Origin of the sequence: Streptomyces scabiei 87.22 (genome assembly GCF_000091305.1) — a bacterium.
Taxonomy (GTDB): Bacteria; Actinomycetota; Actinomycetes; order Streptomycetales; family Streptomycetaceae; genus Streptomyces; species Streptomyces scabiei.
Map to the genome: position 1 here is coordinate 8813130 of NC_013929.1, position 19416 is coordinate 8832545.

Genomic DNA, 19416 nt, shown 5'->3' on the forward strand with positions numbered 1-19416 from the left:
ACCATGGAACACCCCACCCCACCCCTGCTCGTCTCGGGCGACTCCCCGGACGCGCTCGCGGCGGCGGCCGACCGGCTGCGCGAGGAGGCCGCGTCGGCCCCGGAGGAGACGCTGCGGGACCTCCGCCACCGCAGCCTGACCACGGTCCACGCCCACCGACGCGGCGCGGTACTCGCCACGGACCGGGACGGACTGCTGCGCGGCCTCACCGCCCTGGCCCAGGGCCGGCCCGGGCGCGACGTCCTCACCGGCACCGCCGACGTGGCCCGCGAACCCGTCCTGGTCTTCCCAGGCCAGGGCGCCAGTTGGCCGGGCATGGCGGCGGAACTGCGCGCGTCCTCGCCCGGATTCCAGGAGCGCGTCGAGTTCTACGGCCGGACCCTGAGCGCCCACCTGGACGGCTGGGACCCGGCCGACGCGCTCGCCGGGGAAGCGGAGCTGACCCGGCTCGGCACCGTCCAGCCCGTCCAGTTCGCCCTGTCCTCGGCCCTCGCGGACACCTGGCGCGCCCACGGCCTGAAGGAGACGGCGGTCGTCGGACACTCCGTCGGCGAGATCGCCGCCGCCCACGCCTGTGGCGCTGTGGCCGTCGAGGACGCCGCCCGGCTCCTGGCCCAGTACGGCAGCGCGCTCACCCGCATCGAGGGGCGGGGCGCGATGGCATCCGTCGCCGCCTCCGTCGACCGCGTCGAACCCCTGCTCGGCACATGGGGAGGACGCCTCGACATCGCCGCCGTCAACAGCGCCCGCAACGTGACGGTCAGCGGTGACCCGGACGCCGTGGACGAACTCCTGGCCCAGCTGACCGGCGAGGGGCTCTGGGCCTGGAAGGTGCCCGGGATCGAGGTCGCCGGACACTCCCGCCAGACGGAGATCCTGCGCGAGCTGATGCTCGGACAGGCGCCGCCCGCGGCCCCGGGCCCGCTCCGCGCCGCCTTCTACTCCACCGCCACGGGCTCGCGGCTCGCTGCCGCCGACCTCACCGCCGCGCACTGGTACCGCTCCATGCGCGGCACGGTCCTCTTCGAGCAGGCCGTGCGCGCGCTCGTCGCCGCGGGCCACCGGCTCTTCATCGAGGTCAGCGCCCATCCCACCCTCACCACCGTCATCGGTGAGACGCTGCGCTCGGAGGGCGTGACCGGCGTGGTGATCCCCACGCTGGACCACAGGAGGAGCGACCGCGAGAGCCTCCTGCGCGCCCTCACCCACGCGTACGTCAACGGAGTGCCGGTCGACTGGGGGACGGCGTACGAAGAACTCCTCACCCCGGCCGCCGGTTCAGCCCCGGGTTCAGCCCCGGCCCCGGTCGCGACCCCGGCCCCGGTCGTCCGTCCGCAGGAGCCCGAGGTGCCGCCGCTGGCCGCCGAGTTCCGCGACACCGCGGAGCTGCGCGACGCCTCCCCGGCCGAACAACGCGCGATCCTGGTCGAGCTGATCGCCCGGGAGACCGACAGGGCGCGGGGCCAGGCCGAGTCCGCCGAGTCAGTCGCCTCCTCGGGCTCCTTCGACACCCTCACCTTCCTGGAGAGCGGGCTCACCTCGCTCACCGTGGTCGAGCTGGCGGGCGCCCTCTCGGCGGCCACCGGCCTCGACCTCCCGGCCACCCTCGTCTACGACCACTCCACCCCCCTGGCCCTCGCCGACCGTCTGCGCCACGAACTCGGCCTCACCACGCCGGACGAAGCCCCGGCGCGCCCCGTGCGCCGTACCGCGACGGACGAGCCGATCGCGATCGTCGGGATCGGCTGCCGCTTCCCCGGCGGGGTGACCAGCGCGGAGTCCCTGTGGGACCTGGTGCTGGGCGGCCGGGACGGGATCGGCGAGCACCCCGGAGACCGCGGCTGGGACACCGACCACCTGTACGACCCGAACCCGGGTGAGCTGGGGAAGATCTCCTCACGGTACGGCGGGTTCCTGTACGACGCCGCCGACTTCGACGCCGGATTCTTCGGGCTCTCGCCACGCGAGGCGACCGCGATGGAGCCGCAGCAGCGGCTGCTCCTAGAGGTGTCCTGGGAGGCGGTCGAGCACGCCGGCATCGTCCCCGAGAGCCTGCGCGGCACCCGCACCGGGGTGTTCGCCGGGGTGATCTCCCAGGAGTACGGCCCCCGTCTCCACCAGGCGGGAGAGGAGGTGGCGGGCCATGCCTTCCTGGGAACCGCGCTGTGTGTGGCCTCGGGCCGGATCTCCTACCTCCTGGGGCTGGAGGGACCGGCGATCACCCTGGACACGGCCTGCTCCTCCTCCCTGGTGGCGATCCATCAGGCCTGCCAGGCGCTCCGCGCCCACGACTGCGACCTGGCGCTCGCGGGCGGGGCGACCGTGATGTCCGGCCCCGGTGTGCTCGTCGACTTCTCCCGGCAGCGCGTCCTCGCCCCGGACGGCCGGTGCAAGGCGTTCTCGGCGTCCGCCGACGGCATCGGCCTCGCCGAGGGCGTCGGCATGGTGCTGCTGGAACGGCTGTCGGACGCCCGCGCGAACGGCCACCCGGTCCTCGCGGTGATCCGGGGCAGCGCGGTCAACCAGGACGGCGCCTCCAACGGGCTGTCCGCGCCCAGCGGTTCCGCACAACAACAGGTTGTCCGCCATGCCCTCGTCAACGCAGGGCTGGGCCCCCACGACATCGACGCGATCGAGGCCCACGGCACCGGGACACCGCTCGGCGACCCGATCGAGGCGCACGCGCTGCTGGCCACCTACGGTCAGCGCCCCGCCGAACAGCCGGTGTGGCTGGGATCGGTGAAGTCCAACCTCGGTCACACACAGGCCGCCGCCGGGGTCGCGGGACTGATCAAGATGGTCATGGCCCTCCGGCACGGACTGCTGCCCAGGAGCCTGCACATCGACGCCCCTTCCCCGCACGTGAACTGGTCGGCCGGCGCGATACGACTGCTGAGCGAGGAACAGCGGTGGCCGGACATCGACGGCCGCCCCCGGCGCGCCGCCGTGTCCTCCTTCGGCGTCTCCGGGACCAACAGCCACCTGATCCTGGAGCAGTCGCCCCTGCCCGCGGTCCCCGCGCCCGCCGTCGCCGACGGGACGCCGACGGAGGTCCTGTGGCCCGTCTCGGCGAAGAGCGGGACCGCGCTGCGGGCCCAGGCCGCCAGGCTGCGCGAGCACGCCGCCGTCCACCCCCACCTCGACCCCGTGGACGTGGCTCATACGCTGGGCACCGCACGCAGCGCCTTCGCGCACCGCGCCGTGGTGCGGGGCCGTACCCGTGACGAACTCCTCGACGGCCTGCGGGCGTTGCAACGGCAGGAGGACCACCCCGGCCTCACCCAGGCGGCCGTGCCGGTGTCGGGGCCGGGGAAGCTGGTGTTCGTCTTCCCCGGGCAGGGCTCGCAGTGGCCCGGCATGGGCATGGAGCTGTACGACGCCCACCCGGCCTACCGGCGGGCACTCGACGCGGCCGACGAGGCCCTGCGGCCCCACACAGGCTGGTCGGTGGTGGACGTGCTGCGCGGCGCTCCGGGGGCGCCCGCGCTGGACGGGGTCGACGTCGTCCACCCCGCGCTGTTCGCGGTGATGACCTCGCTCGCCCGGCTGTGGCAGTCCCAGGGTCTTGTCCCGGGCGCCGTGGTGGGGCACTCCCAGGGCGAGATTGCCGCCGCCCACATCGCGGGTGCCCTCACCCTGGCCGACGCGGCGAAACTGGTCGCCCTGCGCGCCCAGTCGCTGGCCGTCCTGTCCGGCACCGGCGCCATGGCCACGCTCGGCCTGCCCGCCGACCGGGCCCAGGCGCTCGTCGACGAGTACGCCGGTGACATCGGCGTGGCCGCGGTCAACAGCCCCGCCTCCACGGTCGTCGCCGGCGTCGGCACCGCCGTGGCGGAACTGCTGCGGCGGTGCGACACGGAGGGCATACGGGCCCGGCGTATCGACGTGGAGGTCGCCGGCCACTCCCCGCACATCGAGCCGCTCCACGACGACATCCTGGAACGGCTCGCGGACATCACCCCGCACCCCACCTCCATCGCCTTCCACAGCACGGTGGACGGCCGCCTCCAGGACGGCCCGCTCGACGGCAGGACCCTGACCGCCGCCTACTGGTGGGACAACCTCCGCAACACGGTCCGCCTCACCGACACCGTCCGCTCCCTGGCCGACCAGGGATACCGCACCTTCCTGGAGTGCAGCCCGCACCCGGTCCTCGTGCCGGCCGTCGAGGAGACCGCCACCGCCGCCGGGCTCGTCGTCGGCACCCTGCACCGCACCCAGTCCCAGACCGGCTCCCTCGCGTCCGCCGCGGCACGCCTGCACACCCACGGGCACGACCTCGACTTCAGTGCCCTGTACGCCGGGGCCCGCCGCGTCGACCTTCCCACGTACGCCTTCGAACACCGCCGCCACTGGCTGGCCCAGGCCCCCTCGGCCGAGGCGGTGACCGCGGGGCAGCGCACGACGGGGCACCCGCTGCTGGGCGCGATGGTCGACCTGCCCGACGACGAGGGCCTGCTCCTGACCGGCCGTGTCGGCCTGGACACCCACCCCTGGCTCGCCGACCACGCCGCGACCGGAGTCGCGCTGGTCCCCGGCACCGCCTACCTGGACATGGTCCTGCACGCGGCCGACCTGGCCGGGTGCCCGCACATCGCCGAGCTGACCCTGCACGCCCCCATGGTGCTGCCCGACGAGGAGGCCCTCGACCTGCATCTGAGGGTCGGCCCGCCCGACGACCACGGGCACCGGCCGGTCACCCTGCACGCGCGTGTCCACACCGCCGACACCGATCCGCCCGCCTGGACCCTGCACGCCACCGCGCGGCTGACCCCCCAGCCGGCGGCGGACCCGGCACCGGCCGGACCGGCCGTGTGGCCGCCCGCCGACGCCCGGCCGGTCGACCTGGCCGGCCTGCGCACCGGCCTCGCCGAGGCGGGCTACGACTACGGCCCGGCCTTCACCGGCCTGCGCTCCGTGTGGCACCGGGACGAGCACTTCTACGCCGAGGCCGAACTGCCCGACGGCCTGGCGCCCACCGGCCACGTCATCCATCCCGCGCTGCTCGACACCGCCCTGCACCCCATCGCCCTGCCCGACACCGCGGGGGAGCGCACCGACGGACGCGACGGGCCCCGGCTGCCCTTCACCTTCAGCGGCATCACCCGCACCGGAACCCCGGCCCGGCACCTGCGCGTCCACCTCCAGGTCACCAAGCCGGACACCGTCCGTGTGCTGGCCACGGACGGCACGGGCGCCCCGGTCCTGACCATCGACGCGCTCACCCTGCGCGCGACCACCGGCGACCATCTGCGCCGCCAGACCGCCACCGGCCCCGAGCACGACCTGCTGCATCTGAAGTGGAGCGCGTTGCCCGGCGCCCGCACGGGCGCCCCCGACAGCACCGGATGGGCCCTGCTGGACACGGATGCCCTGCTCACCGAGGCCCTGGACACCGTCCCCCGCCACGCCGGTCTCGCCGCCCTGACCGCGACCGTCGACGGGGGAGCGGCTCCGCCCGAACTGGTCGTCTGGTCCCCGCCGGCCCGGGACCAGGCCGATGCCGAGGGCGCCCGGACCCAGTGCGAACACGTGCTGCGCTTCCTCCAGGAATGGCTCGCCGACGACCGGCTGACCCGTACCGTCCTCGCGGTCGTCACCCGCCACGCCGTCGTCACCGGGCCCCACGACCCGCCCGGACTGGCCGACGGCCCGGTGTGGGGTCTGCTGCACACCGCCCAGAACGAGAACCCCGGCCGGATCGTCCTGGTCGACACCGACCGCCACCCCGACAGCACGGCCGCGCTGGCCGCCGTACTGGCCGCCGGGCACCCCCAGTCGGCGCTACGGGCCGGGAAGCCGTACGTCCCCCGGCTCGCCCGGACCAGCACGGCCGAGCTGCTCACCCCGCCGGCCGAAACCCCCGCCTGGCGGCTGGAGTCCACCGGCGCGGGCGGTCTCGACCGTCTCGCCCTGCTGCCCGCGCCCGACGCCACCGCCCCGCTGCGGCCCGGCGAGGTCCGCGTCGAGGTGCGGGCCGCCGCGATGAACTTCGTCGACACCGCCGCCGCACTCGGTCTGATCCCGGCCCGGAGTCTCGGGGCGGAGGCCGCCGGTGTCGTCACCGAGACCGGGCCTGGGGTGCGCCGGTTCGCCGTGGGGGACCGCGTGACGGGTCTGATCGACAAGGCTTTCGGGCCGGTCGCCGTCGCCGACCAACGCCTGCTGACGCACGTCCCGGATGCGTGGTCGTTCGCGCAGGCCGCCGGCGTGCCCGTGGCGTTCGCCACCGCCTACCACGGCCTCGTGGACCTGGCGGACGTCCGGCCCGGCGAGACGGTCCTGATCCACGCCGCCGCCGGAGGCGTCGGGCAGGCCGCCGTCCAGCTGGTCCGCCACCTGGGCGCGACGCCGCTGGTGACCGCCCACCCCGACAAGTGGGAGACCCTGCGCGCACTGGACTGCCCCGACCAGCACATCGCCAGTTCCCGCGACCTCGCGTTCGCCGAGCGCTTCCGGGAGGCCACCGGGGGCCGTGGCGTGGATGTCGTCCTGAACTGCCTGGCCGGTTCCTTCGTCGACGCGTCCCTGGACCTCCTGGCGCCCGGCGGTCGTTTCGTCGAACTCGGCAAGACCGACATCCGGGACACCGGGCACCTGGCCACGACCCACCCGCACCTCACCTACCAGGCGTTCGACCTGCACCCCAGCGCGGGCCCCGACCGCCTGTCGGACATGCTCGCCGAACTCCTCGACCTGTTCCGCACCAGGGCGCTGACCCCCCTGCCGGTCACCGCCTACGGCATCCGCCAGGCAGCCGACGCCTTCAGGCTCATGCAGAACGCCCGTCACACGGGGAAGCTCGTCCTGACCTTCCCCCGTCCGCCGGACCCCGACGGCACGGTACTGATCACCGGAGGCACCGGCACCCTCGGCACGCTGCTCGCCCGGCACCTCGTCGCCACGCACGGAGTCCGCCACCTGCTGCTGGCGAGCCGGCGCGGACCCCAGGCCGACGGAGCCGACCGGCTGCGCGCCGACCTCGAAGGCGCGGGAGCGCACGTCACGATCACCGCCTGCGACGTCGCCGACCCGCACGCGCTGCGGCAACTCCTCGACTCCGTCCCGGCCGAGCACCCGCTGACCGGTGTCTTCCACACGGCGGGCACGCTGGCGGACGCCACCATCGCCAACCTGACCCCCGACCAGTTCGCCACGGCCTTCGCGCCGAAGGCCGACGCCGCCCGGCAGCTGCACGAACTGACCCGCCACCTCGACCTGGCCGCCTTCGTCCTGTACTCCTCGACCGCCGCCACCTTCGGCAACCCCGGCCAGGGCAACTACGTGGCCGCCAACGCCTTCCTCGACGCCCTCGCCCACCACCGGCGCCGCCAGGGCCTGTCCGCCACCTCCATGGCCTGGGGCTGGTGGCAGCCGGTCACCGGACTCAGCGGCACGCTGACCGACTCCGACAACGCGAGGATCGCCGGCACAGGACTCGCCCCGATCACCGCGGAGTACGGGCACGCCCTCCTCGACACGGCGCTGGAACTGCCGTACCCGGTCCTCACCGCCAGCCCCCTCAACCAGCGGACCCTGCGCGCCAACAGCGAACTGGGCACCCTGCACCCGCTGCTGGAGCGCCTGACCGCCGCCACAGCCGCTCGCCGGACCTCGGGCGCCGCCGACTCGGTCCCCGATCTGCGCCAGGAACTCGACGCCCTCGCCCCCGAGGCGCGGCTGCGTCGGCTGCGCACCCTCATCACCGCCCACGCCGGCGCCGTACTGGGGCTCGACGCGTCCTCGCCGCTGCCGGCGGACCAGCCCTTCAAGGCGTCCGGCTTCGACTCCCTGACGGCCCTGGAACTGCGCAACCGTCTCACCAGGGCCACCGCGCTCCAGCTGCCCGCCACCCTCACCTACGACCACCCGACCCCCGACGACCTCGCCGCCCACCTCGTCGGCGAGCTGTTCACCGACGACGGCGGCGACATCGTCGACGGCGACGGCGACGACCGGACGGCGACAGACCCGGACGCGGCGATCCAGCGGGCCCTTGCCTCGATCCCCGTCGCCCGCCTGCGGGACCTCGGGCTGCTGGAGACGCTCCTGCAACTCGCCGACGACGGCACGACCGCCGCCCGGCACCCCGGCGACGAGGACATCAGGTCGGCGAGCGCCGACGAACTCGTCGCCCTCGCCCTGTCCATGGAGGAGTCCGGATGACGCACCGCCCCGGCGGTGCCGCACACGCCGCCCACGGACCGACGTCCCCCGAGCAGACGGAGCCGACCGTGACCACCCCGCCTGCCACCCCGCCCGCCAACATCGTCGAGGCCCTGCGGAACAGCCTGCTGGCAGGCGAGCAGTTGAGACGGACGAACCAGAAGCTGCTCGGCGCCGCCCGGGAGCCGATAGCCGTGGTCGCGATGGGGTGCCGGCTGCCCGGTGGAGTCCGGTCCCCCGAGCAGTTGTGGCAGCTGGTCGCCGACGGCGGGGAGGCACTCGGGGAGTTCCCCACCGACCGGGGCTGGGACCTCGACGGCCTGCTCGGCGCCGATGCCGAACTGCCCCGGCGCGCCGGCTTCCTGGAGGACGCCGCCGGCTTCGACGCCGGACTCTTCCGGATATCCGACCGCGAGGCCCTGGCGATGGACCCCCAGCAGAGGCTGCTGCTGGAGACCGCCTGGGAGCTGGCGGAACGCGCCGGGATCGCCCCGACCTCCCTGCGCTCCACCCGGACGGGCACCTTCGTCGGCGTCACCCACCAGGCCTACCTGCCGCCCCTCGACCGGCACGTCCCCGCCGCGGACGGATACCGCCTCCAGGGCGGGCTGCCCAGCGTCGCCTCCGGCCGGATCGCCTACACGCTCGGCCTGAACGGCCCGGCGGTGACGGTGGACACCGCGTGCTCCTCCTCACTGTCCGCCGTGCACCTGGCCTGCCAGTCGCTGCGTGCCGACGAGAGCTCGCTCGCCATCGCCGGCGGTGCGATGGTCATGGCCACCCCGGAGGTGTTCGTCGAGTTCACCAGGCAGGGCGGGCTGGCCGCGGACGGACGGTGCAAGGCGTTCGGCGACGGCGCGGACGGCACCGGGTTCTCCGAGGGCGTGGGCCTGCTCCTGCTGGAGCGGCTCTCCGACGCGCTCCGGGCCGGTCATCCCGTGCTGGCGGTCATCCGGGGCAGCGCCCTCAACCAGGACGGCGCCAGCAACGGGCTGACCGCGCCCAGCGGCCCCGCCCAGGAACAGGTCATCCGCCAGGCGCTGGCCAACGCGGGCCTGACCCCGTCCGACGTGGACCTGGTGGAGGCGCACGGCACCGGCACCGCACTGGGCGACCCCATCGAAGCGCACGCCCTGATCAACACCTACGGCAAGGACCGGCCCCAGGACCGGCCGCTGTGGCTGGGCTCGCTGAAGTCCAACATCGGCCACACCCAGACGGCGGCCGGGGTCGCCGGGATCATCAAGACGGTCATGGCGCTGCGCCACGGCGAGATGCCCCGCACCCTGCACGCCGACACCCGCTCCTCCAAGGTGGACTGGTCCAGGGGATCGGTGCGGCTGCTCACCGAACAGCGCCCCTGGCCCGACACCGGGCGGCCCCGCCGCGCGGCGGTGTCCTCGTTCGGTGTCTCCGGCACCAACGCCCACCTCGTCCTGGAGCAGGCCCCGCCGCCGACTGCCCCACCGCGTGATCCGGACCGGCCGTCGGCGCTGACCGTCCCCGGGTTCGTCTGGCCGGTCTCCGCCGCCGCGCCCGCCGCACTGCGCGCCCAGGCGGCCCAGCTCGCCCAACTCCTGCACGACGCGCCGGAGACGGACCTCGCCGCCGTCGGCCACTCCCTGGCGACCACCCGGGCCCACCTCGCCCACCGGGCCGTACTCACCGGCACGGACCGCGACGGACTGCTCGCCGCCCTCGACGCCCTCGCCGACGGCTCCGCCGGGGCGGGCCTCGTCCAGGGGGTGCGCGGCCCGGCGAGCGGGACCGCGTTCCTGTTCTCCGGCCAGGGCTCCCAGTGGCCCGGCATGGGCCGCGCCCTGCACACGCACTCCCCGGTGTTCGCCCAGGCTCTGGACGAGGTGTGCACCCACCTCGACCCGCATCTGCCACGCCCGCTGAAGGACGTGATGTTCGCCGGGCCGGACACCGACGAGGCCGATCTGCTGGACCGTACGGACTTCACCCAGGCCGCCCTCTTCGCCCTGGAAGTCGCGCTGTACCGGACCGTCGAACACCTCGGTCCCCGCCCCGACTTCGTGGCCGGACACTCCGTCGGCGAGATCGCCGCCGCCCATGTCGCCGGGGTACTGTCCCTCGCGGACGCGGCCACGCTGGTGGCCGCGCGCGGCCGGCTCATGGTGTCGCTGCCCGCCACGGGGGCGATGATCGCCGTGGCCGCCTCCGAGGAGGAGGTGGTGGCCACGCTCCGCGGCCACGAGGACCTGGTGTCGGTCGCCGCCGTCAACGCGCCGGGCGCCACGGTGATCTCGGGCGACCACGACACCGTCGTACGCGTCGCCGAGGAGTGGCGGGAGCGCGGACGCCGCATCCAGCGGCTGCGCGTCAGCCACGCGTTCCACTCCCCGCACATCGACCCCGTCCTCGACGAACTCACGCGCGTGGCCGCCGGACTCGACCTCCGTCCACCCGCCGTGCCCATCGTCTCCACCCTCACCGGTGCCGCCCTGTCCGCGCGGGAGGCCTGCTCGCCGGAGTACTGGGCCCGCCAGGCACGCGGCGCGGTGCGCTTCGCCGACGCCGTCGCCCGGCTGCGGGACGAGGGCGCCACCACGTTCCTGGAGATCGGCCCGGACGCCGTACTGACCGCGCTCGGCCAGACCGGCCCCGGCACCACGGACGGGACCGGAACGTCCTCGGCCGCGTGGATTCCCACCCTGCGCAGAAAACGTGACGAGCCGCGCGTCCTGACCGCGGCGCTGGCCCGTCTGCACGTCGGGGGAGCACCGGTCGACTGGACGCGGCTGCTCGCCCGCGCCGCCCGCGTGGAACTGCCCATTTATCCGTTCCAGCACCGGCCCTACTGGCTGCACACCCCACCCTCACGGCAGATGGGCACGGGCGGGGGACTGAGCCCGGTGACACACCCGTTCCTGGACACCAAGGCCGAACTCGCCGACGGTGAGGGCTGGTTGTTCACCGGCGGCATGTCCGTGCGGACCCACCCCTGGCTGCGCGACCACGCAGTGGGCGGCACCGCTGTCGCGGCCGGCGCGGGCACCGCCGAACTGCTCCTGCACGCCGGGTCCCGGCTCGGCTGCGGCCGTCTCGACGAACTCACCCTGTACACCCCGTTGGTCCTGCCGGAGAACGCCTCCGTCGACCTCCAACTGCGGGTCAGGGCGGCCACGGACGACGGACGGCGCCCCGTCGAACTCCACTTCCGTATCCCCTCCGACGACACCGACGACACCGACGACACCGACGACTCCTACGACACCGGCGCGCCCGACACGGAGACCGGCTGGACCCACTACGCGGGCGGCACGCTCGCTCCGTACGAGGACACCGTGCCCGCATGGCCCGACCTGACGGCATGGCCGCCCCCCGGCGCGCTCCCCGTCGACCTCGACCCGCTGTACGAGCGCCTCGCCGAGCAGGGCGTCGACTTCGGCCCCACCTTCCGGCTCCTCACGGGGGCGTGGCGGCGGGGCGACGACACCTACATCGAGGCCCACCTGCCCGAGGACGCCGCCGACCCGGGTTTCGCCGTGCACCCCGCACTGCTGGACGCGGGCCTTCAGACCTGCCTCGTGGAGGCGGCGGCGGACACCACGGGCGGGGCACCGGCCCGCATGCCCTTCGCCATCGCGGGCATGCGGATCTTCACACCGGGCGCCACGGTCGTGCGCGCCCATCTGTCGACCAGGACACGCGCCACCTCCCCGGCCGCGCACAGCGAACACACGCTCAGGCTGGTCGACGACACGGGCCGGCCCGTCGCCGTGATCGACTCGCTGACGCTACGGCCCTTCACGGCGGAGACCGTCGGGCGGGCCCCCTCCCGGCGCCAGGCGCCCTACCTCCTGGAGTGGCGCGAGGTGTCCCCGGCCGCGGAGCAGCCGTCCCGCGACCTCTGCTGGATCCTCCCCGAGGACGGCACGGCCCGGCTTCCGCGCGACCTGCGGGCGGGCCCTCACCACATCGGCATCGGTCCCGCCGTCGACGCCCTGGCCACCCGGCCGCACGGTGACGTGGCGGTCCTGGTGTGCGTCGGGCACCCCGTCACGGCCGACGCGGCCGTCCCGGACTCCGCACACCGTTCGGCCCGGGGGCTCCTCGCCGCCGTACAGGAATGGCTGGCCGACGAACGGACCCGGGACCGGCCCCTGGTGGTGCTCACTCGAAGCGCGGTGGCGGCCGAGGCGGGGGAGGACGTCCGCGACCTCGCCCTGGCGCCCGCGTGGGGGCTGCTGCGGACCGCCCAGTCCGAACATCCCGGCCGGTTCGTCCTGCTCGACACCGGCGACCACGAGGCATCCTGGCAGCACCTGCCCACGGCACTCGCCACCGCACTCGCCGACGGTGAACCGCAACTGGCCCTGCGACAGGGCCGGTTGCTCGTGCCCCGGCTGACCAGGACCGCCACCGACACCACCCTGACCGTGCCGGACGGGCCGGCGGCCTGGCGGCTGACCTTGCGCGAACCGGCCACCGGCAGCCCGGACGACCTCGTCCTCGCCGCCTGCCCCGAGGCCGAGGCCCCCCTCACGGAGGGACAGGTCCGCGTCGCCGTCCGCGCCGCCGGAGTCAGCTTCCGCGACGTGCTCCTCACACTCGGCATGTATCCCGAACCCGGGCGGCTCGGCAGCGAGTTGGCGGCAGTGGTGGCCGAATGCGGCCCCGGCGTCGAGGGGTTGCGGCCCGGAGACCGGGTGCTGGGGCTCGCCTGGCGGGGAGCGATGGGCCCGCTGGCGGTCACCGACCACCGCAACCTCGTCCGCGTGCCGCACGGATGGACGTATCCGCAGGCCGCGACGGTGCCCACCGCGTTCCTCACCGCCTGGCAGAGCCTCGTCGACGTCGCCGATCTGCGCCCCGGCGAGACGGTCCTGGTGCACGCGGCGGCCGGCGGGGTCGGCATGGCCGCCCTCCAGATCGCCCGCCACCTCGGCGCGGACGTCTACGCCACCGCCCACCCCACGAAACACGCCACCCTGCGTGCCCTCGGCCTCGACGACTCCCGTATCGCCTCCTCCCGGGACTCGGACTTCGAGCAGCGGTTCCGCACCATGACGGCGGGCCGGGGGATCGACGTCGTGCTGCACAGCCTCAGTGGCGAGCAGACCGACGCCTCGCTGCGCCTGCTCGCCCCCGGCGGACGTCTCGTCGACATCGGCAGGACCGACCCGCGCGACCCCCGGCGGACCGCCCTGGACCACCCCGGCACGCGCTACCTGCCGTACGGACTCGACACGCGTCCCGACCGTGTCGCGCGCACCTTCGCCCGCCTCGGCGAACTCTTCGGCGACGGCACCCTCCAGCCCCTGCCCGTCACCGCCCTGGACGTCCGCGACGCTCCCCGGGCGATCCGGCTCATGCGGGACGCGGCCCACACCGGAAAGATCGTCCTCACCGTCCCCCGTCCCCTCGACCCCCACGGCACCGTCCTCGTCACCGGAGGCACCGGAACCCTCGGCTCCCTCGCCGCCCGCCACCTCGTCACCCGGCACCACGTCCGGCATCTGCTGCTCGTCGGCAGGCGCGGACCGGACGCCCCCGGGGCCGAGAGCCTGCGCGCCGAACTCACCGGACTAGGCGCGCACGTCACCCTCGCCGCCTGCGACGTCGCCGACCCCGACGCCCTGGCAGCCCTCCTGGACACCGTCCCCGCCGACCACCCCCTCACGGCCGTCGTCCACGCCGCCGGAACGGTGGACCCCGGAGCCGTCAGCGAACTGACCCCCGAGCAGATGGACGGAGTCCTCGGGCCCAAGGCCGACGCGGCCTGGCATCTGCACCGGCTCACCGAGCACCTCGATCTCGCCGAGTTCGTTCTGTACTCCTCGGCGGCGGGCGTGCTCGGGCTCGCCGGGCAGGGCAACTACGCCGCCGCCCACACCTTCGTCGACGCCCTCGCCCACCACCGCCGCCGTCAGGGACTGCCGGCGACCGCCCTGGTCTGGGGCATGTGGGAGGAGAGGTCGGCGATGGGGGAGGAGCTCGGCGCCGAAGGGATACGGCAGCTCCTGGGCTCCGGGATCGTGCCGATGCCCGCCGCGGAAGGACTGGCGCGGCTCGACGCCGCCCTCGGCACCGGGCCCGACAGCCACCATCCGCTGCTCATACCGGCCCGCCTGGACCTGAACTCGCTGCGTGCGCAGCCCTCAGCGCCGCTGCTGTCGGGCCTCGCACCCGCCCCTGCCCGGCCATCGGCGACCGCCGGGGTGGCCGACCGGTTCGCGGCACTGCCGGAGCCGGAACGCCGACGGTTCCTGCTCGACCTCGTCACCCGCCACACCGGCGCCGTCCTGAGCCACCCGGACCCCACGGCCATCCCGGCCGACACGGCCTTCAGGGACCTGGGCTTCGATTCCGTGACCGCCGTGGAGGCACGTAACCGGCTCGCCGCGTCGACCGCGCTCCCGCTCTCGGCGACCGTCGTCTTCGACCACCCGTCCCCCGCCGCTCTCGCGGCCCACCTCCACGACCGGCTGGCCGACGCCACCGCGTCCCGCGCCAACGAATCCAGCGCCACCGAATCCAGCGCCGCCGGGGCGCCACCGGCCGCCCACCACAACGGTACGGCCGCAGGCCTCGGCGCGCTGCTGAGGCAGGCGGTCTCCCTGGGCCGTACCCACGACGGCATCGCGATACTGACGGCCGCCGCACGGCTGCGCCCCACCTTCTCCCGCCCCACGAAGCCGGAACACACACCCGCCGCGACCTGGCTGCGCCGGGCGGGACGGCCGGCCCTGATCTGTGTGGAGCCGTTCATCCCGGGCGCCGCGAACCTCACCTACCAGCGGCTCGCGGGCGCGCTCGACGGGCGGTACGACGTGGCGGCCGTACCGCTGCCGGGGTACCGCGACGGAGAGCGACTGCCCGCGTCCGTCGACGCCGTGGCCGAGGCGCTGGCCGCCGCCGTCGAGAACTGCGCCGAGGGTGAGCCGTTCACCCTGGTCGGGTTCTCCACCGGGGGCTTCGCCGCCCACGCGACAGCCCGGCACCTCGAGGCCGGTGGCATCCGTCCCGAGGCCGTGGTGCTGCTCGACAGCCTCTCGCCCGGCGCCATCCCCGAGGCGGCGTCGGCCGACATCCTCCAGGAGTGGCTGGCGTCGCAGGGCGAGTTCTGGACCCACGACGACACCGGCCTCACCGCCTTGGGCTGGTATCTCGACCTCTTCGGCCGAGGATGGCGGCCGACCGGACTCACCGCCCCCGTCCTGCTCGTCGAGGCCGCCGAACAGGTGCCGTCCGCCCCCGAGCAGGGCTGGGCCGGGGACTGGCCGGGCCTCACGGCCCGCACCACCACACCGGGCAGCCACTTCACCCTGCTGACCGAGTACGTCACACGGACCGCCGACACCCTCACCGGTCTGCTCGACCTGCACACCACGGCCGACGCGATCAGCTGACCCCCACCCGCCCGCACCACAGCTGGGCGCCCCCGCCGCACACCGACGCCGACCTACCCCCCGCCGCACACACCGACCGCCGTCGCGACCACCAGCGCCGACGACGCCCCCCGACTGCCCCGCAAGGCGTACCACCGGAGGTATTCATGTCCGTCTTCTCGGTCTTCCAGCAGGTCGCGCAACGACAGCCGGACGCGCCCGCGCTGGTCACGCTCGACGGCGCGGTGTCCTACGGGACCGTCCTCGGCCTCGCCGACCGGATCGCCGGTGGCCTGCTGGCGGCGGGGGTGCGTACGGGGGACCGGGCCGCGGTGCACCTGACCAACCGGTACGAGCTGGTCGCGGTCTACTACGCCTGCCTGCGCGTGGGAGCCGTGATCGTGCCGGTCAGCCACAAGATGTCGGCCGGCGAGGTGGAGCAGCTGATCACCGACAGCGCGCCCCGGTTCTACTTCGGCGAGGCGGCGGTGCACGGGCCGTGCTCCGACGTCACCGAGAAGAGCGCCGCCGTCGAGCGGGCGTGGATCCTGGACGCCACCGCCACCGCCACCGCCACGACCGCGACGACGCGCCCGTGGAACGACATCCTCGCCGATGCCCCGGCCGCCATCCGCGAGGTCGACGTGGACGACCTCGCGGCCATCTTCTACACCTCGGGTACGACGGGACGCCCCAAGAGCCTGGTGCTCTCCCACCGGACGCTCGACGCCGGTCTCGGTCTGACGCAGGCCCAGGGCGTGGGTCGCGCCGACGCCACCTACTACATGATCAACCTGGTCAACCCGTGGGGCGTCCTCGTCCTGCTCACCTCGTTGCGCCGCGGCTCCCCGGTGGCCCTGGCCGAGACCAACGAGCCGGACGTCGTCCTGCGGATGCTGCGCGCCCACCGGTTCGGCTGGATCGGCGGTGCGCCGACCACCTACCGCGCGCTCCTCGCCGAGGCCCGCGCCGCCGCCGAACCGGCACCCGATCTCACGGACACGCGCTGCGTCACCGGGGGCGACGCATGCCCGATCGAGCTCAGCCGGGAGTTCGCCGAGACCTTCAAGTCCTCTCTGACGGGCGTCTACGGCATGACCGAGACGGCCGCTCCCGTGATCGAGCAGCCCCGGATCGACGCGGTCGACGAGCCGTCCATCGGATGGCCGCTGCCCGGCGTGGAGATCAGGGTCGACGGCGAGCCGGACGAAGCCGGTGAGCTGATGATCCGTACCCCCTCCCGGCCCGTCGGTTCCTGGAACGGGACGGGAGTGGACCCCTTCGACCGCAGCCAGTGGCTCGCCAGCGGGGACATCGTCCGCAGGCGACCGGACGGCTGCCTGTTGTTCGTCGGCCGGAAGAAGGACCTGATCATGGTCGAGGGCTATCCGATCGCCCCGTTGGAGATCGAGCGGGAACTGTCCGCGCACCCGGACGTGGCGGCAGCCATCGCCTTCGGCGTGCCCGACGACGCCACCGGCGAACGCGTCGTCGCCCTGGTCGAACCCGAGCCGGGACGGGACATCGACCCTGCCAAGCTGTTGGAGCACCTGACCGGCCGTATCGGCGCGTACAAGCACCCCAGCGAGATCATCCCCGTGGACAGGCTCCCCGTCCTGCCCACAGGGAAGCTGGGCCGTCAGCGGCTCACGGCGGACTACCTGGCGGCCCGGGAGGACGCGTCCCGCGCGGCGGCCGAGGAGAGCGCGTCGTGAAGTTCGGCTTCGTCATGTTCCCCACCCAGGACGCCATTTCACCCGGAGAGTTCGGCGCCCTGCTGGAGGACCGGGGCTTCGAGTCCCTGTTCCTGCCCGACCACACCCATATCCCGGCCGTCACGCCCGAAGGGGACGACGTCGCCGCTCTCGCGCCGGAGTTCAGCAGGGGCATGGACGCGCTGGTCGCCCTGGGCGCGGTGGCGCAGGCCACCACGACCCTGCGCATCGGCACCGGCATCCTGCTGGTCCCGGAACGCGACCCCATCATCACCGCGAAGGAGGTGGCGTCCTTGGACGTCCTCTCCGGAGGCCGAATGCACCTGGGGGTGGGACCCGGCTGGATCAAACAGGAACTGCGCAACCACGGCACCGACCCCGACGACCGCTGGCGCGTCATGCGGGAGCGGGTCGAGGCCATGCGACAGATCTGGACCCATGACGTCGCCTCCTACCACGGCGACTTCGTCGACTTCGACCACGTCACCTCCTGGCCCAAGCCCGTCCAACGGCCCCACCCGCCGATCCTGGTCGCAGGCAACGGCCCTCGGGTCGCCGAACGCGTCCTCGCCTACGGCGACGAGTGGATCCCGATGCTCCGCCCCGGAGTCCTCGACCACATCGCCGAGTTCAAGAAGACCGTCCGCAGGCCGGGCAGCGACCAGCCCCTCCCGGTGACCCTCTTCGGCGGCGAACTCCGTGACGCCGACAGCTACGCGGCCGTCGGCGTCGACCGCGTCCTGTTCTGGGTCAGACCCCTCGACACGGCCCGTATGACCAGGACCGTCGACCGGATCGCCCTGCAACTCGGCGACCGCCTGCGCTGACCGGACCGCCGGACCGCCGGACCGCCGACGGCAGACCGGCAGACCGGCAGACCGGCAAGACAACGAGAGTCCACCGACAGGGACAGGGACAGGGACAAGGAGTGCGGAGCCGATGAGTTCCACAACGAGTGAGCCCGTGGTGCTGGGCGCGGAGTTCGTGCGGAATCCGCATGAGGTCAACGCGCGGTTGCGGGAGCAGGGCGCGGTGCACGAGGTGGTGATGCCGACGGGGTTGAAGGTGTGGTGGGTGACCCGTTGGGAGGAGGGGCGCGCGTTGCTGGCGGACGCGCGGCTGAGCAAGAACGTGGCGGACGCGGGGAAGTTGTTCGAGCGCCATCAGAGTGACATGAGCCGGCAGCGGGACTACTCGCATGTGATCAACCGGTCGATGGTGAACATGGATCCGCCGGATCACACACGGCTTCGGGGGCTGGTGGCGAAGGCGTTCACGATGCGGCAGGTGACCGGGTTGCGTCCGTGGATCGAGAAGATCGCGGACGAGGTGCTGGGGTCGCTGGAGGGCCGTGTCGAGTTCGACGTGATCGCCGACTTCGCGGTCCCCATGGTCAGGACGGTCATTTCCGAGTTCCTGGGAGTGCCGGTCGCCGACCGGGCCGAGTTCTGCGCCCACGCCGCGGTGCTGACCTCCGACGGCGACCGGGAGTCCGCGGCAGAGGCGTCGAACGCCCTGGCCGAACTGGTCAGCAGGATCGTCACGGCCAAGCGTGCCGACCTCGGGGAGGACCTCCTCAGCTCGCTGATCCTGGCGGCCGACGGCTCGGACCGGCTGTCCGACGACGAGATCATCTCCTTCACCGTGCTGCTGTTCGTCGGCGGCTTCGACACCACCGTCAACCTCTTGGGCAACGGCATGCTGGCGCTGCTGCGCAACCCGGACCAACTGGCTGCCGTACGGGACGATCCGGCGTTGCTGGCGGGCGCTGTCGAGGAGTTCCTGCGCTACGACGGCTCGGCCAACATCAGCCACTGGCGGCGCACCGTCGAACCGGTGACCGTCGGTGAAGTGACCATTCCCGCCGGTGAGTTCGTGTTCATCGCGCTGGGCTCGGCCAACCGTGATCCCGCCCGCTTCCCCGAGCCCGACCGCCTGGACGTCACCCGCTCCGCACAGGGGCACCTGGCGTTCGGCCACGGCATCCACCACTGCATCGGCGCACCCTTGGCCAGGGCCGAGGGGGAGATCGCGTTCCGGCGCCTCCTCGCGCGCTTTCCCTCACTGGAACTCACGGTCGACCCCGAGGAACTGGAATGGCGCCCCAGCATGCTCCACCACGGGCTGCGGTCCCTGCCCGTCCGGACGGCACAGCGATGACCGCGGGCGACCCGTCG

At 73.9% G+C, this 19416-nt stretch carries 5 protein-coding genes; all 5 read left to right on the forward strand.

What is annotated here, in order from left to right:
* The first annotated feature begins 3 nt into the window (after positions 1 to 3).
* The 5 genes from SCAB_RS38130 (at position 4) to SCAB_RS38150 (ending at position 19399) form a co-directional block, all read left to right on the forward strand.
* Entirely contained in the window at positions 4 to 8166 is an 8163-nt protein-coding gene (locus tag SCAB_RS38130) for a type I polyketide synthase (RefSeq protein WP_013005375.1), read from the forward strand.
* A complete protein-coding gene (locus SCAB_RS38135; RefSeq protein WP_013005376.1) occupies positions 8163 to 15545 on the forward strand; it encodes a type I polyketide synthase in 7383 nt (2460 codons plus the stop codon). Before SCAB_RS38130 ends, SCAB_RS38135 begins: the two co-directional genes overlap by 4 nt.
* Before the next feature lie 146 nt (positions 15546 to 15691).
* A complete protein-coding gene (locus SCAB_RS47140; RefSeq protein ID WP_013005377.1) occupies positions 15692 to 17239 on the forward strand; it encodes a class I adenylate-forming enzyme family protein in 1548 nt (515 codons plus the stop codon).
* Entirely contained in the window at positions 17236 to 18066 is an 831-nt protein-coding gene (locus SCAB_RS38145) for an LLM class F420-dependent oxidoreductase (protein WP_013005378.1), read from the forward strand. Before SCAB_RS47140 ends, SCAB_RS38145 begins: the two co-directional genes overlap by 4 nt.
* Positions 18067 to 18178: 112 nt before the next feature.
* Positions 18179 to 19399 (forward strand): cytochrome P450 family protein, encoded by a 1221-nt coding sequence (locus tag SCAB_RS38150; RefSeq protein ID WP_037727635.1) that lies wholly within the window; start codon positions 18179 to 18181, stop codon positions 19397 to 19399.
* Positions 19400 to 19416: the final 17 nt, after the last annotated feature.